This is a genomic window from Rhizobium sp. P1_B8 (assembly GCF_056406515.1).
The window spans coordinates 322,463-344,411 of record NZ_JBFTZZ010000006.1 but is presented as its reverse complement, the minus strand read 5'-3'; the positions used below and the strand labels follow the sequence as shown (position 1 = coordinate 344,411).

At 61.8% G+C, this 21,949-nt stretch carries 23 protein-coding genes; 19 read left to right on the top strand and 4 right to left on the bottom strand.

Annotated elements, in window-relative coordinates:
• Positions 1–91 precede the first annotated feature (91 nt).
• Positions 92–2,998, top strand: coding sequence for a [protein-PII] uridylyltransferase (locus tag AC1D2N_RS11310; protein ID WP_018244508.1), 2,907 nt, complete (start codon positions 92–94; stop codon positions 2,996–2,998).
• A gap of 24 nt (positions 2,999–3,022) precedes the next feature.
• Positions 3,023–4,603, top strand: coding sequence for a murein biosynthesis integral membrane protein MurJ (gene murJ / locus AC1D2N_RS11305; RefSeq protein WP_128408946.1), 1,581 nt, complete (start codon positions 3,023–3,025; stop codon positions 4,601–4,603).
• Between the two features lie 24 nt (positions 4,604–4,627).
• Here the strand turns inward: murJ and AC1D2N_RS11300 are convergent, their stop codons facing one another.
• Positions 4,628–5,056: a YcbK family protein gene (locus AC1D2N_RS11300; RefSeq protein ID WP_018244506.1), complete on the bottom strand. Its 429-nt coding sequence runs from the start codon at positions 5,054–5,056 to the stop codon at positions 4,628–4,630.
• A gap of 187 nt (positions 5,057–5,243) precedes the next feature.
• On the opposite strand from AC1D2N_RS11300, the gene AC1D2N_RS11295 reads away from it, so the two are divergent.
• The 16 genes from AC1D2N_RS11295 to trmB all read left to right on the top strand — a co-directional run bounded on the left by AC1D2N_RS11295 (position 5,244) and on the right by trmB (position 19,433).
• Positions 5,244–5,642 (top strand): VOC family protein, encoded by a 399-nt coding sequence (locus AC1D2N_RS11295; RefSeq protein WP_130651592.1) that lies wholly within the window; start codon positions 5,244–5,246, stop codon positions 5,640–5,642.
• A gap of 96 nt (positions 5,643–5,738) precedes the next feature.
• The gene (gene trpS / locus AC1D2N_RS11290) at positions 5,739–6,803 is read left to right on the top strand and encodes a tryptophan--tRNA ligase (RefSeq protein ID WP_130651591.1); all 1,065 of its coding nucleotides are present in this window, start codon (positions 5,739–5,741) and stop codon (positions 6,801–6,803) included.
• 129 nt (positions 6,804–6,932) lie between these two features.
• Complete coding sequence (locus AC1D2N_RS11285) at positions 6,933–7,424, top strand: universal stress protein (protein WP_003544884.1); 492 nt, start codon at positions 6,933–6,935, stop codon at positions 7,422–7,424.
• 219 nt (positions 7,425–7,643) lie between these two features.
• Entirely contained in the window at positions 7,644–8,210 is a 567-nt protein-coding gene (locus tag AC1D2N_RS11280; RefSeq protein WP_018447786.1) for a NifU family protein, read from the top strand.
• 88 nt (positions 8,211–8,298) lie between these two features.
• Positions 8,299–8,961, top strand: coding sequence for a tRNA (adenosine(37)-N6)-threonylcarbamoyltransferase complex dimerization subunit type 1 TsaB (gene tsaB / locus AC1D2N_RS11275; protein WP_028731681.1), 663 nt, complete (start codon positions 8,299–8,301; stop codon positions 8,959–8,961).
• Positions 8,958–9,458, top strand: a complete 501-nt coding sequence (locus tag AC1D2N_RS11270; protein ID WP_018244501.1) for a GNAT family N-acetyltransferase — start codon at positions 8,958–8,960, stop codon at positions 9,456–9,458. The genes tsaB and AC1D2N_RS11270 overlap by 4 nt, the downstream gene beginning before the upstream one ends.
• Before the next feature lie 82 nt (positions 9,459–9,540).
• Entirely contained in the window at positions 9,541–9,969 is a 429-nt protein-coding gene (locus tag AC1D2N_RS11265) for a Fur family transcriptional regulator (protein ID WP_003544875.1), read from the top strand.
• 27 nt (positions 9,970–9,996) lie between these two features.
• Positions 9,997–10,794: a lyso-ornithine lipid O-acyltransferase gene (gene olsA, locus AC1D2N_RS11260; RefSeq protein WP_018244500.1), complete on the top strand. Its 798-nt coding sequence runs from the start codon at positions 9,997–9,999 to the stop codon at positions 10,792–10,794.
• A gap of 96 nt (positions 10,795–10,890) precedes the next feature.
• On the top strand, positions 10,891–12,324 hold the full coding sequence (gene miaB / locus AC1D2N_RS11255; RefSeq protein ID WP_018244499.1) for a tRNA (N6-isopentenyl adenosine(37)-C2)-methylthiotransferase MiaB: 1,434 nt from the start codon (positions 10,891–10,893) through the stop codon (positions 12,322–12,324).
• A gap of 18 nt (positions 12,325–12,342) precedes the next feature.
• The gene (locus tag AC1D2N_RS11250) at positions 12,343–13,395 is read left to right on the top strand and encodes a PhoH family protein (protein ID WP_018244498.1); all 1,053 of its coding nucleotides are present in this window, start codon (positions 12,343–12,345) and stop codon (positions 13,393–13,395) included.
• Positions 13,395–13,910, top strand: a complete 516-nt coding sequence (gene ybeY / locus AC1D2N_RS11245) for an rRNA maturation RNase YbeY (protein WP_018244497.1) — start codon at positions 13,395–13,397, stop codon at positions 13,908–13,910. The genes AC1D2N_RS11250 and ybeY overlap by 1 nt, the downstream gene beginning before the upstream one ends.
• Positions 13,907–15,052, top strand: coding sequence for a hemolysin family protein (locus AC1D2N_RS11240; protein ID WP_018244496.1), 1,146 nt, complete (start codon positions 13,907–13,909; stop codon positions 15,050–15,052). Before ybeY ends, AC1D2N_RS11240 begins: the two co-directional genes overlap by 4 nt.
• An 80-nt stretch (positions 15,053–15,132) precedes the next feature.
• Positions 15,133–16,737: an apolipoprotein N-acyltransferase gene (gene lnt / locus AC1D2N_RS11235; protein WP_065276905.1), complete on the top strand. Its 1,605-nt coding sequence runs from the start codon at positions 15,133–15,135 to the stop codon at positions 16,735–16,737.
• Between the two features lie 152 nt (positions 16,738–16,889).
• Positions 16,890–17,306 carry a helix-turn-helix domain-containing protein gene (locus AC1D2N_RS11230; protein ID WP_018244494.1) on the top strand — a complete coding sequence of 139 codons (417 nt, stop codon included), beginning with the start codon at positions 16,890–16,892 and terminating at the stop codon, positions 17,304–17,306.
• Between the two features lie 178 nt (positions 17,307–17,484).
• Complete coding sequence (metK, locus tag AC1D2N_RS11225) at positions 17,485–18,723, top strand: methionine adenosyltransferase (protein ID WP_018244493.1); 1,239 nt, start codon at positions 17,485–17,487, stop codon at positions 18,721–18,723.
• Positions 18,724–18,731: 8 nt separating this feature from the next.
• Entirely contained in the window at positions 18,732–19,433 is a 702-nt protein-coding gene (gene trmB / locus AC1D2N_RS11220; RefSeq protein WP_028731683.1) for a tRNA (guanine(46)-N(7))-methyltransferase TrmB, read from the top strand.
• A 129-nt stretch (positions 19,434–19,562) separates the two neighbouring features.
• Here the strand turns inward: trmB and AC1D2N_RS11215 are convergent, their stop codons facing one another.
• Positions 19,563–20,270, bottom strand: a complete 708-nt coding sequence (locus AC1D2N_RS11215; RefSeq protein ID WP_130651590.1) for a helix-turn-helix transcriptional regulator — start codon at positions 20,268–20,270, stop codon at positions 19,563–19,565.
• A gap of 89 nt (positions 20,271–20,359) precedes the next feature.
• Here AC1D2N_RS11215 and AC1D2N_RS11210 point away from each other — a divergent pair, with 89 nt between their 5' ends.
• Positions 20,360–20,758, top strand: coding sequence for a VOC family protein (locus AC1D2N_RS11210; protein WP_028731685.1), 399 nt, complete (start codon positions 20,360–20,362; stop codon positions 20,756–20,758).
• Between the two features lie 275 nt (positions 20,759–21,033).
• On the opposite strand, the gene AC1D2N_RS11205 is transcribed toward AC1D2N_RS11210, so the two are convergent.
• Both AC1D2N_RS11205 and AC1D2N_RS11200 read right to left on the bottom strand, forming a co-directional pair.
• A complete protein-coding gene (locus AC1D2N_RS11205) occupies positions 21,034–21,291 on the bottom strand; it encodes a BQ00720 family protein (RefSeq protein WP_003556039.1) in 258 nt (85 codons plus the stop codon).
• Between the two features lie 47 nt (positions 21,292–21,338).
• Positions 21,339–21,764 (bottom strand): Hsp20 family protein, encoded by a 426-nt coding sequence (locus tag AC1D2N_RS11200; protein WP_003583826.1) that lies wholly within the window; start codon positions 21,762–21,764, stop codon positions 21,339–21,341.
• Positions 21,765–21,949: the final 185 nt, after the last annotated feature.

Genomic DNA, 21,949 nt, shown 5'->3' with positions numbered 1-21,949 from the left:
TCTTGCAGCGAACCAACACCATTTCGCCAAATTTAAAGGTTCTTGCAGTATGAAAGCCCGTGTCAATCGCCGGGCAAAGGGGCTATAGCGCATGCAGACGAAACAAGCGGCAGGCCGTGAACCGGCAGCCCGGCATGAACAGGAAACCGTCCCGGCGACAGCGATGCGCGACCTCGATTTCTCCAATATCCTCGACGTCGAGCTCTTGCAGAAGCAGTGTGACGCCGTTGCCGAGGCCAACCGCAGCCGGCCCGACGTCCTGCGTGCCGATCTTCTGGCCGTGCTGAAGAAGGCGAGCACGGAAGGTCGGCAGAAGGCGCGCGCCGCATTGATGGCCGACGGCGGCGGGCTCAATTGCGCCTACCGGATTTCCTGGCTGCAGGACCAGATCATCGCCGCCCTCTACAATTTCGCCACCGCCCATATCTTTCCGCATCAGAAGGACAAGTTCGCGGTGACCGCCGTCGGCGGCTACGGCCGCGACACGCTGGCGCCGGGCTCGGATATCGACCTGCTGTTCCTCTTCCTGCCGAGGCCGGCGGAAGAGACGCACAAGGCGGTCGAATTCATGCTCTACGTGCTCTGGGACATGGGCTTCAAGGTCGGCCATGCCACCCGCACGGTGGAGGAATGCATCGCGCTTTCCAAGTCCGACATGACCATCCGCACCGCCATCCTGGAGATGCGCTACATCTGCGGCCTGCAGCGGCTCGAAACCGAGCTCGAGACCCGCTTCGACAAGGAGATCGTCACCGGCACCGGTCCCGAATTCATCGCCGCCAAGCTTGCCGAGCGCGACGAGCGCCACCGCAAGGCGGGCGACACGCGTTATCTCGTCGAACCGAATGTCAAGGAAGGCAAAGGCGGGCTTCGCGACCTGCACACGCTCTTCTGGATCTCGAAATATTATTATCACGTGCGCGACCAGGCGGAACTGGTCAAGCTCGGCGTGCTGTCCAAGCACGAATACCGTCTGCTTGAGAAAGCCGACGATTTTCTCTGGGCGGTGCGCTGCCATATGCACTTCCTGACCGGCAAGGCCGAGGAGCGCCTGTCCTTCGATATCCAGCGCGAGATCGCCGAAGCCTTCGGTTATCACACCCGCCCGGGCCTTTCGGCCGTCGAGCGCTTCATGAAGCACTATTTCCTCGTCGCCAAGGATGTCGGCGACCTCACGCGCATCCTCTGCGCTGCGCTCGAAGACCAGCAGGCGAAGTCGATCCCGGGCCTCACCGGCGTCATCAGCCGCTTCACCCATCGCAACCGCAAGATCGCCGGCAGCGTCGAATTCGTCGAAGACCGCGGCCGCATCGCGCTCGCCGACCCAGAAGTCTTCAAGCGCGATCCGGTCAACATCATCCGCCTCTTCCACGTCGCCGACATCAATGGGCTGGAATTCCATCCGGACGCGCTGAAACGCGTCACCCGTTCACTCGCTTTGATCGACAACAGCCTACGGGAAAATGACGAGGCCAACCGCCTGTTCATGTCGATCCTGACGTCGAAGCGTGATCCGGCGCTCATCCTGCGCCGGATGAACGAGGCCGGCGTGCTCGGCCGCTTCATCCCCGAATTCGGCAAGATCGTCGCGATGATGCAGTTCAACATGTATCATCACTATACGGTCGACGAACATCTGATCCGCACCGTCGACATTCTCTCCGAGATCGACAAGGGGCGCGCCGAGGACCTGCATCCGCTCGCCAACAAGCTGATGCCCGGCATCGAGGATCGCGAGGCGCTGTATGTCGCCGTTCTCCTCCACGACATCGCCAAAGGCCGCCAGGAGGATCATTCGATCGCCGGCGCCCGCGTCGCCCGCAAGCTCTGCGCCCGTTTCGGCCTGTCGCAGAAGCAGACTGAGATCGTCGTCTGGCTGATCGAGGAACATCTGACCATGTCGATGGTGGCGCAGACCCGCGACCTCACCGACCGCAAGACGATCACCGATTTCGCCGACCGCGTGCAGTCGCTCGACCGGCTGAAGATGCTCTTGATCCTGACGATCTGCGATATCCGCGCCGTCGGTCCGGGCGTCTGGAACGGCTGGAAAGGCCAGCTTCTGCGCACGCTCTATTATGAGACCGAGCTGCTGCTGGCCGGCGGCTTTTCGGAGGTCTCCCGCAAGGAGCGGGCCAATGCCGCTGCCGAGGCGCTGCATTCAGCACTCGCCGACTGGAGCCAGAAGGACCGCAATACCTATACCAAGCTGCACTACCAGCCCTATCTGCTCTCGGTACCGCTGGAAGACCAGATCCGTCACGCCCATTTCATCCGCCAGTCGGATAAGGCGGGCCAGGCGCTCGCCACCACGGTGCGCACCGACAGTTTCCACGCGATCACCGAGATCACCGTGCTGTCGCCCGACCATCCGCGACTGCTCGCCGTCATTGCCGGCGCCTGTGCTGCGGCCGGGGCCAATATCGTCGACGCCCAGATCTTCACCACATCGGACGGGCGGGCGCTCGACACGATCCATGTCAGCCGCGAATTTACCGACGATGCCGACGAACTGCGCCGGGCGGCGACGATCGGACGGATGATCGAGGACGTGCTATCCGGCCGCAAGCGGCTGCCCGAAGTCATCGCCACGCGCGCGCGCAACCGCAAGAAAAGCAAGGCATTCGTCATTCCGCCGTCGGTCAACATCACCAACAGCCTGTCGAACAAGTTCACCGTCATCGAGGTCGAATGCCTCGACCGGCCGGGATTGCTGTCCGAGATCACCGCCGTGCTCTCTGATCTGTCGCTTGACATCCAGTCGGCCCGCATCACCACCTTCGGCGAGAAGGTGATCGACACCTTCTACGTCACCGATCTGGTCGGCCAGAAAATATCAGGCGACAGCAAGCGCGCCAACATCACCGCCCGGATGAAGGCGGTCATGGCCGAGGAGGAGGATGAATTGCGCGAGCGTATGCCCTCCGGCATCATCGCGCCTGCCGCCACCGCCCGGACCCCGCCTACCACCGAAAAGAAGGCCGGTTCCCCCATATGAGCCACCACGCATGAGCCCAAACGCATGAGCCTCGTCAAGAAATTCGCGACCGTCGGCGGCGCCACCCTCGGCAGCCGCATCTTCGGCTTCGCCCGCGAAACGCTGATGGCTGCGGCCCTCGGCACCGGACCGATGGCCGACGTCTTCTACGCCGCCTTCCGCTTTCCGAACCTGTTCCGCCGGCTGTTTGCCGAGGGCGCCTTCAACGCTGCCTTCGTGCCGCTCTTTGCCAAGGAGATCGAGGCGAACGGCACGGATGGCGCCAAGCGTTTTTCGGAAGAAGTCTTCGGCGTGCTGTTTTCGGTACTGCTCCTCATCACCATCGTGATGGAGCTTGCCATGCCGCTGTTGGTGCGCTTCGTCATCGCGCCGGGCTTTGCCGACGATCCCGACAAGTTCTCGATCACGATCCGCATGGCGGCGGTGATGTTTCCCTATCTGATGTGCATGTCGCTGACGGCGATGATGAGCGGCATGCTGAATTCGCTGCATCATTTCTTCGCCGCCGCCATCGCGCCCGTCTTCCTCAACGTGGTGATGATCGGGGCGCTGTTTTATGCGCTCTATACCGGCGCCGATCCGTTGGCGACGGCCTGGTACCTCTCCTGGGGCGTTCTTGCCGCCGGCGTCCTGCAGCTCGCCGTCGTCTATGTCGGCGTGCTTGCAGCCGGCATGAGCATCGGCTTCCGTTTCCCGAAGATGACACCGAACGTCAAGCGGCTGCTGATCCTGGCGGTGCCGGCTGCGGTGACGGGCGGCATCACCCAGATCAACCAGCTGATCGGGCAGGCGATCGCCTCTTCCCGCGACGGCGCGATCGCAGCGCTGCAATATGCCGACCGCATCTATCAGCTGCCGCTCGGCGTCGTCGGCGTCGCCGTCGGCGTGGTGCTTCTGCCGGAACTTGCCCGGGCGCTGAAAGGCGGCAACCTGCGGGAGGCCGGAAACCTGCAGAACCGCTCGATCGAATTCGTGCTGTTCCTGACGATCCCAGCCGCCTTCGCGCTCTGGATCCTGTCCGACGAGATCATCCGGGTGCTCTATGAGCGCGGCGCCTTCCATCAGGAAAACACTGCGGTCGTCGGCTCGATCCTGGCGATTTACGGCATCGGCCTGCCGGCCTTCGTGTTGATCAAGGCATTGCAGCCCGGCTTCTATGCCCGCGAGGACACCAAGACGCCGATGCGTTTTTCGGCCGTCGCGGTTGCGACCAACTGCGCCACGGCGCTGACCCTCTTCCCCTATATGGGCGCGCCCGGCATCGCGGTTGCCGAAGCCACGGCCGGCTGGATCAGCACCGTGCTGCTGTTCACCACGCTTTTGCGCCGCGGCCACCTGACATGGGAATGGGCGCTGGCAAAGCGCACCGCTCTGCTGATCGTCGCCGCGGCCGTCATGGGTGCGGCCATCGTCTTCCTCAAGCAGCACTGGGCGCCCTGGCTTGCCTCCGGCGCGCCGCTTGTCACCAAGATCGGTACCCTCGGGCTGCTGATTGCGATTGCGATGCTGATCTATTTCGCCGCCGCTTTCCTGGTCGGCGGGGCAAATCTCGGCATGATCCGACGCAATCTGAACCGCAAGCCGGCGCCGGCAAAGGACGGATGAGGGCGCACTTTTCCTGGTATTGCTTCAGCAATCGACCCATCGCCTTTGCGGTCCGACGTCGACATGGATGATGCCGTTGCAATAGCTGCCGATACCGCCGATGCCCGGCGCGCTTCTTGCGGCAGCAATGATCGTGCGTTCCGACAGGCCGGGCATCCTGATATCGGCCGCCAGACATTTTCCGTGCAGCGACCCATGGCGGCGGGGATGCGGCCTGTGGCCCGAGGTTATCACAGGGCGTCGGCCGGTCTTCGCAGCAATATGCGACAGGACCGCTCGCAGGCGCCCTGGAAAGCAGCCGGCACGAACGCTGACTGTCTGGACCGTATAGGCGAGACGTGCCTGATGTTTTGGAAGATGAACGCCATGCCTTTTCATGTCTTGACCGACGGCACCCGTTGCTGATTGAAAGGCGAAAAGGCCTGCCATGGCGAGCAAAATTGCGTTCTGCATGGTCGCTCCGATCGGCTATCCAGCGACCCCAACGGCGCCGGCACCAGGCGCAGGATTTTCGGTTCAAAAAAAGCTTTTTTGTGAAATTTTATACTCAATTATGAGTAAGTCGGTTGATCAATTCGGCTTAAAATCCGGGGAATTGTGGCTCAAAGGTGGAATAAACATCTCAAACGCGAGGCAACACATGACGATCCACTCTCTTTTCCTCGTCACCCTCGTGGTCGACGATTACGACCGCGCCAAGGCTTTTTATTGCGATGGTCTCGGTTTCGCTTGCCTTCAGGACGAGCTGCAGCCGGAGGGCAAGCGCTGGGTGGTGGTGAGGCCGAGGGGTGGGGATGGAGCCGCGTTTCTCCTGGCGCAAGCGGCAGACGAGACGCAGCGCGCGGCCATCGGCAATCAGACGGGTGGCCGTGTCGGCTTCTTTCTGAAGACCGACGATTTCGCCCGCGACCATGCCGCGATGCTGGCAGTCGGCGTGCGCTTTCTGGAAGAGCCGCGTCATGAGGTTTACGGCACGGTGGCGGTCTTTGCTGATCCCTACGGCAACACTTTCGATCTGATCCAACACGCGGCTGCCTGAACCCCTTGATTGCGACCGGTCGGCCGTGCATAAGCCGCCGCGTTAGCAACATGGGCGCAAAGCCCTGGGGCCCTCCACCAGCCTATTGAGGACGACATGAGCGAATTCAAGAAAATCGTATTCTCCGGCGTGCAGCCGACCGGTAATCTGCATCTCGGCAATTATCTCGGCGCGATCCGCCGGTTCGTGGCACTGCAGGAAGGCAATGACTGCATCTACTGCGTCGTCGACATGCATGCGCTCACCGCCCAGCTCGTGCACGAGGACATGCCGAGCCAGACGCGCTCGATCGCCGCTGCCTTCATCGCCGCCGGCATCGATCCGGAAAAGCATATCGTCTTCAATCAGTCGGCCGTGCCGCAGCATGCCGAACTCGCCTGGATCTTCAACTGCGTTGCCCGCATCGGCTGGATGAACCGGATGACGCAGTTCAAGGACAAGGCCGGCAAGGACCGCGAGCAGGCTTCGCTCGGCCTTTACGCCTATCCGAGCCTGATGGCCGCCGACATTCTCGTCTATCGCGGCACCCATGTGCCGGTCGGCGAGGACCAGAAGCAGCATCTGGAGCTTGCCCGCGACATCGCGATGAAGTTCAACCTCGACTATGCCGAGCATATCAGCAGGACCGGCTACGGCGTCGACATCACCGTCGGCAACGAGCCGGTGCATGCCTATTTCCCGATGGTCGAGCCGCTGATCGGCGGGCCGGCGCCGCGCGTCATGTCGCTGCGCGACGGCACCAAGAAAATGTCGAAATCGGACCCCTCCGATCTCTCGCGCATCAACCTGATGGATGACGAGGACGCGATCTCGAAGAAGATCCGCAAGGCCAAGACCGATCCGGACGGCTTGCCGAGCGAGATCGACGGGTTGCAGGGCCGTCCGGAAGCCGAAAATCTGGTGGCGATCTATGCCGCACTCGCCGACAAGTCGAAGGCGGACGTGCTGGCCGAATTCGGCGGCCAGCAGTTCTCCGTCTTCAAGCCGGCGCTGGTCGATTTGGCGATCCACGTGCTGGCGCCGATCACCGGCGAGATGCGCCGGCTGATGGACGATACCAGCCATATCGACGCGATCCTGCGCAAGGGCGGCGAGCGCGCAAGGGCGCGCGCCGAGGTGACGATGAGCCAAGTGCGCGACGTCATCGGCTTCCTCTATTGAGATAAATCTCCTCTTCTCTCCGCCGTGGGAGAAGGGGACCTTCCCCCGGGGAGAAGAGGATTTCTTCTCGGGCATCAGGGCAAAAACTGGACTTGCAAATTTTCCGCTTCGGGTGTCAGAGTCGGCGCTATGGTATCGAAGCGACTCTCACGGCTCGAAGGTCACCGCCGCAAATTCATGGCGGTGATTGACGGCACACCCGAATGCCAACGCGCCGTTCATTATGCCGGCCGGCGCGCGAAGAATTCCAATGGCGGGCTGGTGCTGCTCTATGTGATCCCGGATGGGGATTTCCAGCAATGGCTCGGCGTCGAAGAGATCATGCGGGCCGAAGCCCGTGAAGAGGCCGAGGCAGTCGTTGCCAAGATCGCCCAGATCGTGCGCGAGACCATCGGCATCGAGCCTGAGGTCGTCATCCGCGAGGGCGGTGCTGCCGAACAGATCAACGCCGTGATCGAGGAAGACCGCGATGTGGCGATCCTGGTTCTGGCCGCCGGTTCTGCGAAGGAAGGTCCAGGGCCACTGGTCTCCTCGGTCGCGGGCCGCGCGGCGGCGTTTCCGATCCCGGTCACCGTGCTGCCGGATACGCTGACCAACGAGGAAATCGACGCCCTCTGCTAGAGCATGATGCCGAAAAGTGTGAGCGGTTTTCGGACGACATCATACTCTAACTATATAATTTAGAACAGGATTCAGATTTTAGGCCAACCGGGCCTAAAATCATCCTGTTCTAGCTTTTCTTGAGTACAAGTCTCTTGATTAGCGCCGTCAATCGGCTTATCTTCTTTTGAAGAATTCTAAAGACGGCCGAGACCATGGGCCGGCCGCATGGAGAACCAGATGTTCATTCAGACCGAAGCCACGCCGAACCCTGCCACGCAGAAGTTCCTGCCGGGCAAGGTGGTGATGGAAAACGGCACGGCCGAGTTCCGCAGCACTGAGGAGGCAGCAGCCTCGCCGCTCGCCGCCCGCCTGTTCGAAATATCAGGCGTCACCGGCGTCTATTTCGGCTATGATTTCATTTCCGTCTCCAAGGACAATGCCGACTGGCAACATCTTAAGCCGGCTATATTAGGCTCGATCATGGAGCACTTCATGTCCGGCAAGCCGGTCATGGGCGATGCCTCCATCCTCTCCGAAGACGCCGATGCCGGCGACGAATTCTTCGACGAAGGCGATGAATCGATCGTGCTGACCATCAAGGAGCTTCTGGAAACCCGCGTGCGCCCGGCCGTTGCCCAAGACGGCGGCGACATCACCTTCCGCGGCTTCAAGGACGGCAAGGTCTATCTGAACATGAAGGGTTCCTGCGCCGGCTGCCCGTCTTCGACGGCAACACTGAAGCACGGCGTGCAGAACCTGCTGCGCCATTTCGTTCCGGAAGTGCAGGAAGTGATTGCCGCTTAAAAATCTTGAATTCGTCCGGCCGTTCACCTCAGGTTCGGCCGAACGGATTTATCGATAGGCGACACTAGTTTATTCGGAAATTGATGGCATGATCATTCTGGCGCTCGACACGGCAGGTGTGGACTGCGCTGCCGCCGTCTATGACAGCGGCAGGGATACGGTGCTGGGGGAGGCATCGGACATGATCGGCAAGGGGCATGCTGAACATCTGATTGGTATCGTCGATCGCGCGCTGGATCAGGCGGGACTGGCACTTTCTCATGTCGACCGCCTTGCCGTCACCATCGGTCCCGGCTCCTTTACCGGTATCCGCGTCGGTGTTGCCGCAGCCCGCGGTTTTGCGCTCTCCCTCAATGTGCCGGCCGTCGGCATCACGACACTCGAAGTCATGGCCTCAGCCCAGCGCGACAAGACGCCTCATCGCGCCGTGCTGGCGGCGATGGATGCCAAGCGCGACGAGATCTACCTCCAGTCCTTCGCAGCCGACGGTTCGTCCCTCGACGCGCCACGGGCAGTCAGCGTTGCAGAAGCACAGGCATTTGCCGCCGGCTTCGACGGCGAGATCACCGGTTCGGCGACGGCGCTGCTGAAGGCCGACGCCGGCGGCGATCACACCAACAGGTTCCCGATCTCCATCGTGGCGCGCCTGGGCGCTGCCGCCTCCCCCGATGCCGGAAAGCCGAAGCCCCTTTATCTGCGCGGACCCGATGCCAAACCGCAGGCCGGATACGCGATTGCGCGACGAGTATGACGATGCTGGAAGCCTATCTGACGCTGAAACCGGAATTCGAGATCATCGCCATGGAGCGCGAGGATTGCCGCGATGTCGCCGTCCTGCACGGCGAGCGCTTCGCCCGGCCCTGGGGCGACGGTGAATTTCACGGCCTGCTGATGCAGGACACTGTGTTCGGCTTCGTCGCGCGCCAGACCAATGCCATCCTGAAAAAGCCGCTTCCGGGTTTCATTCTTGCCCGCCATGTCGCCGGCGAGGCTGAAATCCTGACCATTGCCGTGCAGGCGAAGGTCGCCCGTGCCGGACTTGGCTGGCGGCTGATGCAGGCGGCGATGCGGGAAGCGCGGTCGCGCGGCGGCGAGAGCATGTTTCTCGAGGTCGACAACGGCAATACGGCAGCGCTTGGCCTCTACCGCAAGCTCGGCTTCGAAAAGGTCGGCGAACGTCAGGGTTACTACAGACAGGAAAACGGCGCCCTCTCCACGGCGCTTGTCATGAAGCGCGTTCTTCGGTAGTTCCCTGGCAGCAAGATGACATGCAAGCCGGCGCAAATGCCGTGCGGCGTTGTCGAAACACGAATATCTCTATAGGCCGGCGATGACTGATGTAGCCAAGACCCTTGAGGAGCTTTGCACCGAACGCGGCATGCGCATGACCGAGCAGCGCCGCGTGATCGCGCGCATCCTGGAAGACTCGGAAGACCATCCCGACGTCGAAGAACTCTACCGCCGCTCGGTGAAGGTCGATGCGAAGATCTCGATCTCGACCGTCTATCGCACCGTGAAGCTGTTCGAGGATGCCGGCATCATCGCCCGGCACGACTTCCGCGACGGGCGCTCGCGCTACGAAACGGTGCCGGAAGAACACCACGACCACCTTATCGACCTGAAGACCGGCACGGTCATCGAATTCCGCTCGCCGGAGATCGAGGCGCTGCAGGAGCGCATCGCCCGCGAGCACGGCTTCCGGCTGGTCGACCACCGGCTGGAGCTCTACGGCGTGCCGTTGAAGAAGGAAGACCTCTGAAGCAATGGCAGCCCGGGAGACCAGCATTTGATCGCCTGGTTGCGCATCGCCTTCGCCGCGGTCGTCATCCTTGCCGTCAGCATCGTGCTCATGCCGCTGCAGGTGCTGGCGCTGCGTTTCGACTGGCGGCTGCGCCGCAGCCTGCCGCGCGTCTGGCACCGGATCGTCTGCTATTGCCTCGGCATCCGCGTCCGCGTGAGCGGCAAGCTGGAAGATCGCCGGCCGCTGATGCTCTGTTCCAACCATTCTTCCTGGCTGGATATCATGGTGATGTCGGCCGTTGCCGACGTCGTCTTCATTGCCAAGATCGAGGTGCGCGACTGGCCGATCTTCGGCACGCTCGCCAAGCTGCAGAAGAGCGTCTTCGTCGTGCGCGAGGAGCGGCGCAAGACCGGCCATCAGGCAAACGAGATCGCCGGGCGCATGGCCGACGGTGAGATCGTCGTGCTCTTCCCCGAGGGCACGACCTCGGACGGCAACCGGTTGTTGGAGGTCAAGTCGTCGCTGTTCGGCGCTGCCGCGATGGCGGTGCCGACGTCGCCGACGGGAACGGTCGTGGTGCAGCCGGTGGCGGTTGCCTATACCAGGGTGCACGGCATCGCCATGGGGCGCTATCACCGGCGGCTCGCGGCCTGGCCGGGGGATCTCGACCTCTTGCCGCATCTCATCGATATCGTGCGCTGCGGTGCCATCGACGCCGAAGTATCCTTCGGCGAGGCGGTGGATTACCGCGCCGACACCAGCCGCAAGGAGGTGAGCGCGACGATTGCCTTGCGCATCCGCAACCTCCTCAACAGCCGACTGCGCGGGCGGGAAATCTCCTAGAGCCTTTCCTGGTCAGATTGCAGCATTCTGACCAGGAAAGGCTCTAAGACAAGATTTCGATTTTCTCCGGCGTCAAAAACCACTAAATAGCGCGCCATGACACAGGACAGCGCCCTTCTCCCGGCCCCGAAGGCAATCCCCCACGAGGGCCCCAACGAGGCCCTCCGCGACGGCAGCAACAGCCGCAAGGTCTTCATCAAGACCTATGGCTGCCAGATGAACGTCTACGATTCGACGCGCATGAGCGATGCCCTCGCCCGCGACGGCTATGAGCCGACGGACGATATGGAAGAGGCGGATCTCGTTCTCCTCAACACCTGCCATATCAGAGAGAAGGCGGCCGAGAAGGTCTATTCGGCGCTTGGGCGGCTGCGCGAGATGAAAAAGAAGAAGGCGGCGGACGGCCGGGAGATGATGATCGGCGTTGCCGGCTGTGTCGCCCAGGCCGAAGGCGAGGAGATCCTGCGCCGCGCGCCTGCCGTCGACGTCGTCATCGGCCCGCAGACCTATCACCGCCTGCCGGAGGCGCTGCGCCGGGCCAAACAAGGCCAGCGCGTCGTCGATACCGAATATGCGATCGAAGACAAATTCGAGCATCTGCCGATCGCCGAGAGCCGAAAGATCCGCGCCCGCGGCGTTACCGCCTTCCTGACGGTGCAGGAGGGCTGCGACAAGTTCTGCACTTTCTGTGTCGTGCCCTATACACGCGGCTCGGAAGTGTCGCGGCCGGTTTCCCAGATCGTCGAGGAAGCCGAAAAGCTCGCCGAAGGCGGGGTGCGCGAGATCACCCTGCTCGGGCAGAACGTCAACGCCTGGCACGGCGCCGGGCCGCGGGGCGAGGCATGGAGCCTCGGCGACCTGCTCTACCGGCTGGCCGAGATCCCCGGCCTTGCCCGGCTGCGCTATACCACAAGCCATCCGCGCGACATGGACGACCGGCTGATCAATGCCCATCGAGACCTCAGGGCGCTGATGCCGTATCTCCACCTGCCGGTGCAGTCGGGTTCGGACCGCATCCTGAAAGCGATGAATCGGCGTCATACGGCTGCCGAATATCTGGCGCTGATTGCGCGCATCCGCACGGTGCGGCCGGACATCGCGCTGTCGGGCGATTTCATCACCGGCTTTCCGGGGGAGACAGACAAGGATTTTGAGGATACACTGAGGCTTGTGGAGGAGGTCCGTTATGCACAGGCCTTCTCGTTCAAATACTCGACACGGCCGGGCACACCCGGCGCGGAACTGAAGGACCAGGTGCCGGAAGAGATCAAGGCAGAACGGCTGGAACGCCTGCAAATGCTTCTCCTGAAGCAGCAGCAGGAATTTGCCGAATCCTGCATCGGCAAAGAGATTGACCTGTTGCTCGAAAAGCCCGGTCGCATGCCGGAACAACTAATCGGACGTTCTCCCTGGCTTCAATCTGTGAATGTTGATGCAAAAGCATCGCAAATCGGTGACATTATCAAAGTGCGAATCACAGGAACCGGAACGAACAGCCTGTTTGCCGAACGCGCAGAGGCTGCGGTTTAACCTAAGGAGCCCGACCGCTTGAACGGACAAGAATTGGTTTCTTCTTCACCGCGCCACCCCCGCACGCCGAGCGACACCAATCACTTCGTCCTGACGTTCGAGAACAACCGCTTCGCCAGCGAGCTCTTCGGTCAATTCGACCAGAACCTCAAACTGCTCGAGCAACGGCTGAACATCGATGCGCGGGCGCGCGGCAATTCGGTCGTCATCACAGGCGATATCGTGACCACCAACCAGGCGCGGCGCACACTCGACTATCTCTATGAAAAGCTTCAGAAAGGCGGCAGCGTGGAACGATCCGACGTCGAGGGCGCAATCCGTATGGCGGTCGCCGCCGACGATCAGCTCAGCCTGCCAACCATGGAGCGCAAGGCCAAGCTGACGATGGCACAGGTTTCCACACGCAAGAAGACGATCATCGCCCGTACGCCGACCCAGGATGCCTATATCAGGGCGCTGGAACGCGCCGAGCTTGTCTTCGGCGTCGGCCCGGCCGGCACCGGCAAGACCTATCTCGCCGTCGCCCATGCCGCTCAGCTCCTGGAGCGTGGCGCGGTCGAAAAGATCATCCTGTCGCGCCCGGCTGTCGAGGCCGGCGAGCGCCTCGGCTTCCTGCCCGGCGACATGAAGGAAAAGGTCGACCCCTATCTTCGCCCGCTTTATGATGCGCTCTACGACATGATCCCTGCCGACAAGGTCGATCGGGCAATCACCGCCGGCGTCATCGAAATCGCGCCGCTCGCCTTCATGCGCGGCCGCACGCTCGCCAACGCCGCCATCATCCTCGACGAAGCGCAGAATACGACGTCGATGCAGATGAAGATGTTCCTGACGCGTCTCGGCGAAAATGCCCGCATGATCGTCACCGGCGACCCGAGCCAGATCGACCTGCCGCGCGGCGTCAAATCCGGCCTCGTCGAGGCCTTGCAGCTTCTGAACGGCGTCGAGGGCATCTCGATCGTGCGCTTCAAGGATACCGACGTCGTCCGCCATCCGCTGGTCGGGCGCATCGTCAGGGCCTATGATTCCACTTACGCCGTCGAAACCGAAGAAGTCAGCCGGCAGGACTAATGGCCGAACTCGACATCCAGATCAGCGTCGAGGACGTCGGCTGGCCCGGCGAGGAGACGCTGCTGTCGTTTTGCGAACGCGTGCTCGGTGCCGCGGTGGTCTATCTCCGCGACAGCGAGAAGCAGCCCTTCCCGACGATGCCGCCCGAGGTTTCGCTCGTCTTCACCGACGATGCCTCGATCCAGGACATCAACGCCGAATGGCGCGGCAAGGACAAGGCGACCAATGTGCTCTCCTTTCCGGCCTTTCCGGTTCAGCCCGGCAAGATGCCCGGCCCGATGCTGGGCGACATCATCATCGCCCGGGAGACGTTGGAGCGGGAAGCGGCCGAGCTAGAAAAGAGTTTCGACGACCACCTGACCCACCTTCTGGTGCACGGTTTCTTGCATCTTCTCGGCTACGACCATATGAATAGTGCCGAAGCCGAAATTATGGAGGGGCTGGAGACTCGCATTTTGGCCCAGCTCGGCCTATCTGATCCCTACGAGGGTCAAGACCTTAAAATGGAACCATGAGCGACTTTACGACGAAGCCGGCGGCAGACGCCAAGGACTCCGAGTCATCCTCCTCTTCGGACGAGGCAGGCAGTAGTAGTCGGCCATCCGGCCGATCGCAATCCTTCTGGTCGCGCGCCGCGCGCATCCTTCGCCCGCAGCAGGGCTCGCGACTGCGCGAGGATCTCGCCGACGCGCTGATGACCGATGCGGCCGGCGACGACGCCTTTTCGCCCGACGAACGGGCGATGCTCAACAACATCCTACGCTTTCGCGAGGTGCGCGTCGCCGACGTGATGGTGCCGCGCGCCGATATCGAGGCGGTCGACCAGAACATCACCATCGGCGAGCTGATGATCCTCTTTGAGGAATCCGGCCGCTCGCGCATGCCCGTCTATGCCGATACGCTCGACGATCCGCGTGGCATGGTGCATATCCGCGACCTGCTCTCCTACGTCGCCAAGCAGGCGCGCAACAAGCGCCGCGGCCCGACGAAACCGGCCGTTGCCGTGCCGGCGATCGAGGTTGCGCCCGAAAACATCCAGAAGACCACGCGTTCGGCCAAGACGAATTTCGATCTCGCCCGCGTCGACCTGCAAAAGACGCTGGCCGAGGCCGGTATCATCCGCAAGATCCTGTTCGTGCCGCCGTCGATGCTGGCGTCCGACCTGTTGCGTCGCATGCAGGTGAACCGCACGCAGATGGCGCTCGTCATCGACGAGTATGGCGGCACCGACGGGCTTGCCTCGCATGAGGACATCGTCGAGATGGTGGTCGGTGACATCGACGACGAACATGACGACGAAGAGGTGATGTTCAAGCGCGTCGCCGAAGACGTCTTCATCGCCGACGCGCGCGTCGAACTGGAAGAGATCGCCGCGGCGATCGGGCCGGATTTCGACATCAGCGAGCAGGTCGACGAGGTCGATACGCTGGGCGGCCTGATCTTCTCGGCGCTCGGCCGCATCCCGGTGCGCGGCGAAGTCGTCCAGGCGCTCCCGGGCTTCGAATTCCACATCCTCGACGCCGATCCGCGCCGCATCAAGCGGCTGCGCATCACCCGCAAGCGCCATGCGATCCGCCGCCGGACCAAGCTGGATGGCGACATCTCCCCCGGCTCCGAGGCCGGCGACGACCGGCCGGCGGAATCGACCGCGAACTGACAGCACCCAACTGACGGGACAAAGAGCCGCTTTTTTGAAAGACTGCGAACGGGTTGATTCGCGGTTTGATGGGAGTGCGCATGGAGCGGCTTGCGGACAGGGTTATCCTCGTCTGGGGTTTCAAACGGTCGCTGCTGGCCATCGCCGCCGGGGCATTCGCGGTTCTGGCGCTGCCGCCCATCGGTTTTTTCGCGGCGATGTTCGTCTCCTTCACACTGCTCGTCTGGCTGATCGACGGGGCGGCGGCTTCGCCTGAAAGCGGCCTGATCGGCAGGCTATGGCCGGCGTTTGCCACCGGCTGGCTGTTCGGCTTCGGCTATTTCGTCGCCGGCCTCTGGTGGCTCGGCCATGCGCTGCTGGTCGATCAGGAAGAATTCGCCTGGGCGCTGCCGCTGGCAATCCTCGGGCTGCCGGCCTGTCTTGCAATCTTCTACGGGCTGGCGGCTGCCCTTGCCCGCATCGTCTGGTCAGATGGTATGGGGCGGATCGCCGCCCTTGCGGCAGGCTTCGGGCTGATGGAATGGCTTCGAAGCGTGATCCTCACCGGCTTTCCCTGGAATGCCATCGGCTACGGCATGATGCCGGTTCCGCTGATGATGCAGTCGGCACATGTGATCGGGGCGATGGGGGTGACGGCCCTTGCCGTCTTCGTCTTTTCCGCGCCTGCCCTTGCCGGGACACGGCAAGGGGCGCGGCCGGGCATCGCACTCGCCGTCCTGCTATTTGCCGCCCATCTCGGTTATGGCGCTTATGCTCTCCATCTCGCGCCGCGGCCGGACGCCTTGCCAGAGGACAAACGGCCGGTGGTGCGGCTGGTGCAGCCGGCCATCGACCAGGCGGCGAAGATGGATAACGACGCCGACCGCGCCGCGATCTTCGAGACGCATCTGAAGCTGTCAGCCGAAGCGCCGAAGAATGGCGGGCGCAAGCCCGATATCATCGTCTGGCCGGAGACCTCGATCCCCTTCATCCTGACCGACAACCAGGATGCGCTGACGCGGATCGCCGATACGCTTGACGACAATCAGATCCTGATCGCCGGCGCCGTACGCGCCGAGGAGATGGGACCGGGCACCCCGGTGCGCTACTATAATTCCATCTACGTGATCGACGGCCGCGGCCAGATCATCGCCGCCTCCGACAAGGTGCATCTCGTGCCTTTCGGCGAATATCTGCCCTTCGAGGACGTGCTCACCGGATTCGGCATCCAGAACGTCGTCGAAATGCCGGGAGGGTTTTCGGCCGCGGCAAGCCGGCACCTGCTGACGCTGCCCGGCGGGCTCAATCTCTATCCGCTGATCTGCTACGAGATCATTTTCCCCGATGAAATGACCGGCGACATAAAAGACGCCAACGCAATCCTCAATATCACCAATGATGCCTGGTTCGGCGCGACGCCCGGCCCCTACCAGCATTTCCAGCAGGCGCGGGTACGGGCCGTGGAAACCGGCCTGCCGCTGATTCGTGATGCCAATAGCGGCATTTCAGCGCTGGTGAATGCCCATGGGGAAATTATTGCGGGTCTCGATCTTGCGGAAACCGGCTTCATCGATGCAACGCTCGATAGTATCAGCGACGGGCGCGGAACAACATACCCCCGGCAAACTTACTTCTGGTTGACCGAGGCGCTGCTGATTCTGATTGCGCTAATTTCTCGCAGAGGTTTTATTTCCGGGTTGAATTGACCAAAAACCCCTAAAATTGCATAGTGATGACAATCGGCGTTCTTAACGTATGTTTGAAGGTGGGTTCCTCACCGCTTGCAACGTGGCGTTTTGGGATGGATCAGGGGCATGCCGGTTAGAAACAGGTTGAAATTCTTAGCTAGGGCACGACCATGATTGAAAACAAAAAGAAGCCGAATCCGATCGACATCCATGTTGGCAGCCGTATTCGCCTCCGTCGTACGATGCTGGGCATGAGCCAGGAAAAGCTTGGCGAAAGCCTTGGCATCACATTCCAGCAGATCCAGAAATACGAAAAGGGCACCAACCGCGTCGGCGCAAGCCGTCTGCAGAACATCTCGAACATCCTCAATGTTCCGGTGTCCTTTTTCTTCGAGGACGCGCCCGGCGAACATTCTGCCGGCGGCGGCATGGCCGAAGCCTCCAGTTCGAATTACGTCGTCGATTTCCTGTCTTCCTCGGAAGGCCTGCAGCTCAACCGCGCCTTCGTCAAAATTTCCGATCCCAAGGTTCGCCGCAAGGTCGTGGAGCTGGTGAAAGCCTTGGCAGCTGAAGCCGACGCCGACTGAACGACGACCATCGCAGAATTCGAAAGGCGGTCGAAAGGCCGCCTTTTTTGCGTTTTTGGGGCAAAATTTGTCACTTTGCCGCAGATATAAAGATATATTTATGTCCTTCTGCGCTTGTCATCGGCCCTCGAACTGAGTACCTACTAGCTGGCTTTTATTCTTTGAGGGGAATCCCGAAATGCGCGCGAATTATCTCTTTACCAGCGAATCTGTTGCCGAAGGTCATCCGGACAAAGTCTGTGACCGCATCTCCGACGAGATCGTCGATCTGGTCTACCGCGAAGCGGCCAAGACCGGCGTCAATCCATGGGGCGTGCGCATTGCCTGCGAAACGCTGGCGACGACCAACCGCGTCGTCATCGCCGGCGAAGTTCGCCTGCCGCCGAGCCTGATGAAGAAGGACAAGGACGGCAAGGACGTCATCAACCCGTCGAAGTTCAAGGCCGCCGCTCGCCGCGCCATCAAGGATATCGGCTACGAGCAGGATGGCTTCCACTGGAAGAAGGCCAAGATCGACGTGCTGCTGCACTCGCAGTCGGCCGACATCGCGCAGGGCGTCGACAGCGCTTCTGACCAGCAGGGCGACGAAGGCGCCGGCGACCAGGGCATCATGTTCGGTTATGCCTGCCGCGAAACGCCGGATCTGATGCCGGCTCCGATCTATTATTCCCACAAGATCCTGCAACTGCTCGCGGTTGCCCGCAAGAAGGGCGACGGCGAAGTTGCCAAGCTCGGCCCCGATGCCAAGAGCCAGGTGACCGTGCGTTACGTCGACGGCAAGCCGTCGGAAGCAACCTCGATCGTGCTTTCGACCCAGCATCTCGACGAGAGCTGGGATTCGAACAAGGTCCGCGCCGTCGTCGAGCCCTATATCCGCGAAGCGCTCGGCGAGCTGAAGATCGCTGACGATTGCAAGTGGTACATCAACCCGACCGGCAAGTTCGTCATCGGCGGACCAGACGGCGATGCGGGCCTCACCGGCCGCAAGATCATCGTCGACACCTACGGCGGTGCCGCTCCGCATGGCGGCGGTGCATTCTCCGGCAAGGATACGACGAAGGTCGACCGTTCGGCCGCCTATGCCGCCCGCTATCTTGCCAAGAACGTCGTCGCCGCCGGCCTTGCCGACCGTTGCACGATCCAGATCTCCTACGCGATCGGCGTCGCCCAGCCGCTGTCGATCTATGTCGACCTGCACGGCACCGGCAAGTTCACCGAGGATCAGATCGAGGCAGCGATCCGCAAGAACATGGACCTTTCGCCGACCGGCATCCGCCGCCATCTCGACCTCAACAAGCCGATCTATGCCAAGACCTCCGCTTACGGCCATTTCGGCCGCAAGGCCGGCCGCGACGGCTCGTTCTCCTGGGAGCGCACCGACCTCGTGAAGGCGCTCAAGGAAAGCGTGAAGGCCTGAGATAAAGCATGACGGATATGGAACGCCGCGGCCGGGCGACCGAAGCCTTCTTCGGTCGTCGCAAGGGCAAGGCTCTGCGCGAACAGCAGGCCGAGACGCTGAACAGTCTCCTGCCGGCATTCCTGATCGATCTCTCAGCGGCTCCCCCGGAGCCGCTGACATCCCTCTTCCCGGTTCCGGTCGAGAGATTGCGGCTGGAAATCGGTTTCGGCGGCGGCGAGCACCTGATCCACCGCGCGCTGGAGACGCCTTCGACCGGCTTCATCGGTGTCGAACCCTTCGTCAATTCCATGCAGAAGCTGTTGTCGCGCATCGGCGAGACGGGTGCCTCCAATATCCGCGTCTATAATGACGACGCGACGCAACTGCTCGATTGGCTGCCGGACGGCTCACTCGATCAGATCGACTTGCTCTATCCCGATCCCTGGCCGAAGCGGAAACACTGGAAACGGCGTTTCGTCTCGAAAACCAATCTCGACCGCTTTCATCGCGTGCTGAAGCCTGGCGGCCTGTTCTGCTTCGCCTCCGACATCGACACCTATGTCAACTGGACGCTGATCAAATGCCGCGACCATGGCGGTTTCGACTGGATAGCCAACAATGCAGCGGATTGGCTGACGCCCTATGAGGGCTGGCCGAGCACACGTTACGAGGCCAAGGCCAGGCGCGAGGGCCGGTCTTCGGCCTATCTGACATTCAGGAAGATCTGAGGCTGCCGACAAGTCGGCGAACGCGCCGGGATGTTCCTCGGCGCGAAAGATCGCATGAGGCGCAGGCCTGACGGATTTCCGCTATTGTGCGGCAAGTGCCATCAATGACCGCTAACGGCCCCGAAACGGTCACTGCGCCCCACGGGAATTCCGCATTTCGGCATCGCGCCACTGCTGCCATCGCTGCCTCAGCTTGCTCCGGGACATGCCTATGGATTCACCGAGAATCTCGACTTTGAGGATCCGTTCGGTGCGGAAATGACGGAAGGCTTGTTTCGATTGGCACCACGCGATCAAGAGGCTGTGCGTGTCGGCATAGCCGAGAAGCACAGGCCAGACGATGCGGCTGGTGATCGTCTCATCCGCCGCGCGATAGTCGAGCTCAAGCTTGCGGCCTTCCCTGATCGCCAACCTGAGCGGACGCGTATCGCGTGTCACATCGCTGCCGACATCATCCGGTTTGATGCCGACGGCGGGTTGGGCAATATAGGGAAGAAGGTCCTGCGGCATGACCGATGTGATCTTGGCCATCACATCGCTGGCGGCATTCCGCAAGGCCGCGTCATTCAACCTTGCCACCATTTGAACGCCGAGCACGACGGCCTCGATCTCGTCAGGCGTCAGCATGAGCGGCGGCATGTCATATCGCGGATCGAGGACGTAGCCGAACCCCGCTTCACCCTCGATTGGAACACGCTGGGCAATCAGGTGTGCGATATCGCGGTAGACGGTTCGCCGCGCGACCTCAAGTTCATCCGCAAGCTCAGACGAGGTCACCGGGCGGCTCGACCGTCGAAGAATCTGGATGATCTGAAAAAGTCGATCTGCTTTTCGCATGCCTGATGACTCCTGCTGCCACAACGCTGTCAGCACGGCTATGTCACAAAAGCAAGGAAAGAGACGGTCGCGCACCCAAGGAGAAGATCATGAAGTTCGCATCCACCCGCCTCATTGCCTCGGATATGACCGGCATGGTGGCCTTTTATGAGCTTGTGACGGGCTGTCGCGCCGACTGGCTTGCGCCCCTCTTCGCCGAGATCGTCACCCCCGGCGCGAGCCTCGCAATAGGCAGCGCGGAAACCGCGGCCTTGTTCAGCGAAGGCAGTGCGGAGCCCGGGGCCAACAGGACGGCCATTCTCGAGTTCATGGTATCGGACGTCGATGCGGAATTCGCACGGCTCAAGGACCAGGTCACGGTCGTGCACGCCCCCAAGGATTTGCCTTGGGGCAATCGGACAGTGCAGATTTCCGATCCCGAGGGGACACGCGTCGCCCTCTATACCCCCGTAACCGACGCCGCGAGACGGCGTTTCGCCGGCCGTTGATTGACCGACGCTGTTTGCCGGAGCTTTTGTTGGAGTAACGTTCCGCGCGCCGACGACCGCAACCAGCGCGACTCGTCGGCCGCCTCTGGCTCATAGTTGCCCTCGATAGGCCTGGTGGCAGGTGCTACCGAATCCTGGAATTTCAACGTCTCCGCACATAAGGCGTCGAAAGGAGGCTACGCGCATAGGTCGCAACAGCAGCCCCAACCGCAGCAAAATCGAATAAGCGGCCCGCACCGGACGAGCGGTGAAACGCGACAGACGCTAACTGACGGTCAGTGCAGGCTGACCGTCTTCAACTCGTCCTCGGCAGCTTTAAAGAAGGTGCTGGAGCGGTTGTCCGTCAAAAGGATCGGCGTGCCGTCGGCGCCGAAGAGTGCCCAGAGATCGACGGTCGGATCGATATCCGGCGCCTCGGGAAAGCACTTGGCGACCTCATCGGTCCGCATTTTTCTGATATAGGCGACCTCGCCGTTGCCGATGTGGGCAAGCTCGGATTTGGTCAAGTGAGACGTGGCTTCTTTCATCAACATTCCTGTTCCTCCGGGAGAAGGGACCAACGGTTCGACAAACCGTTGTGCTACTGTGAGACCGAAATGTTAATTTTCTTGACCATTCTCGCAGGTTCCGGACGAATTAGATCGACGGAGAGCAGGCCGTTCTTCAGGCCGGCGCCGAGCACCTGCATGCCGTCGGCAAGAACGAAGGTGCGCTGGAACTGGCGGGCGGCGATGCCGCGATAGAGATAATCCCGCTCGCCCTGTTCGACCTGGCGGCCGCGGATCAGAAGCTGGTTCTCCTCAATGGAGACATCGAGTTCCTCCTCGCTGAAGCCGGCCACGGCAAGGGTGATGCGCAAACGTTCCGGCGCGCCGCTGTCGGCGCCGATGCGTTCGATATTATAGGGCGGATATCCGTCGCTCGCCTTGGAAATGCGCTCCAGCGTCTTTTCCATGGCATCGAAGCCCAGAAGCAGGGGGCTGGCGAAAGGGGTAATGCGGCTCATCTCTTTTCAAGTCCTTGACGCAAGCGACCATCCCGGACCTCAAACGCAGCATCCGGATGCCGCTAATATGGGGAGAAGAGCCCGGCGCTGCAAGGCGTGGGCGCGACGTGTCGGCGCGCCCTCTCAATTTTGAGGTGGTGGCGGCCCGGCTCTTTCCTTGACAAAGCCTCCGCTGCCTCGCATCA

What these genes read in the sequence shown, in the direction of transcription:
- trpS (WP_130651591.1), top strand. Translation starts at nt 5,739, where the DNA reads ATGAGCGAATTCAAGAAAATCGTATTCTCCGGCGTGCAGCCGACCGGT.
- metK (WP_018244493.1), top strand. Translation starts at nt 17,485, where the DNA reads ATGCGCGCGAATTATCTCTTTACCAGCGAATCTGTTGCCGAAGGTCAT.
- AC1D2N_RS11240 (WP_018244496.1), top strand. Translation starts at nt 13,907, where the DNA reads ATGAGCGACTTTACGACGAAGCCGGCGGCAGACGCCAAGGACTCCGAG.
- AC1D2N_RS11230 (WP_018244494.1), top strand. Translation starts at nt 16,890, where the DNA reads ATGATTGAAAACAAAAAGAAGCCGAATCCGATCGACATCCATGTTGGC.
- AC1D2N_RS11280 (WP_018447786.1), top strand. Translation starts at nt 7,644, where the DNA reads ATGTTCATTCAGACCGAAGCCACGCCGAACCCTGCCACGCAGAAGTTC.
- AC1D2N_RS11200 (WP_003583826.1), bottom strand. Translation starts at nt 21,764, where the DNA reads ATGAGCCGCATTACCCCTTTCGCCAGCCCCCTGCTTCTGGGCTTCGAT.
- AC1D2N_RS11265 (WP_003544875.1), top strand. Translation starts at nt 9,541, where the DNA reads ATGACTGATGTAGCCAAGACCCTTGAGGAGCTTTGCACCGAACGCGGC.
- AC1D2N_RS11270 (WP_018244501.1), top strand. Translation starts at nt 8,958, where the DNA reads ATGACGATGCTGGAAGCCTATCTGACGCTGAAACCGGAATTCGAGATC.
- AC1D2N_RS11285 (WP_003544884.1), top strand. Translation starts at nt 6,933, where the DNA reads ATGGTATCGAAGCGACTCTCACGGCTCGAAGGTCACCGCCGCAAATTC.
- AC1D2N_RS11205 (WP_003556039.1), bottom strand. Translation starts at nt 21,291, where the DNA reads ATGTTGATGAAAGAAGCCACGTCTCACTTGACCAAATCCGAGCTTGCC.
- lnt (WP_065276905.1), top strand. Translation starts at nt 15,133, where the DNA reads ATGGAGCGGCTTGCGGACAGGGTTATCCTCGTCTGGGGTTTCAAACGG.
- tsaB (WP_028731681.1), top strand. Translation starts at nt 8,299, where the DNA reads ATGATCATTCTGGCGCTCGACACGGCAGGTGTGGACTGCGCTGCCGCC.
- trmB (WP_028731683.1), top strand. Translation starts at nt 18,732, where the DNA reads ATGACGGATATGGAACGCCGCGGCCGGGCGACCGAAGCCTTCTTCGGT.
- AC1D2N_RS11310 (WP_018244508.1), top strand. Translation starts at nt 92, where the DNA reads ATGCAGACGAAACAAGCGGCAGGCCGTGAACCGGCAGCCCGGCATGAA.
- AC1D2N_RS11300 (WP_018244506.1), bottom strand. Translation starts at nt 5,056, where the DNA reads ATGCAGAACGCAATTTTGCTCGCCATGGCAGGCCTTTTCGCCTTTCAA.
- AC1D2N_RS11295 (WP_130651592.1), top strand. Translation starts at nt 5,244, where the DNA reads ATGACGATCCACTCTCTTTTCCTCGTCACCCTCGTGGTCGACGATTAC.
- ybeY (WP_018244497.1), top strand. Translation starts at nt 13,395, where the DNA reads ATGGCCGAACTCGACATCCAGATCAGCGTCGAGGACGTCGGCTGGCCC.
- AC1D2N_RS11210 (WP_028731685.1), top strand. Translation starts at nt 20,360, where the DNA reads ATGAAGTTCGCATCCACCCGCCTCATTGCCTCGGATATGACCGGCATG.
- AC1D2N_RS11215 (WP_130651590.1), bottom strand. Translation starts at nt 20,270, where the DNA reads ATGCGAAAAGCAGATCGACTTTTTCAGATCATCCAGATTCTTCGACGG.
- miaB (WP_018244499.1), top strand. Translation starts at nt 10,891, where the DNA reads ATGACACAGGACAGCGCCCTTCTCCCGGCCCCGAAGGCAATCCCCCAC.
- murJ (WP_128408946.1), top strand. Translation starts at nt 3,023, where the DNA reads ATGAGCCTCGTCAAGAAATTCGCGACCGTCGGCGGCGCCACCCTCGGC.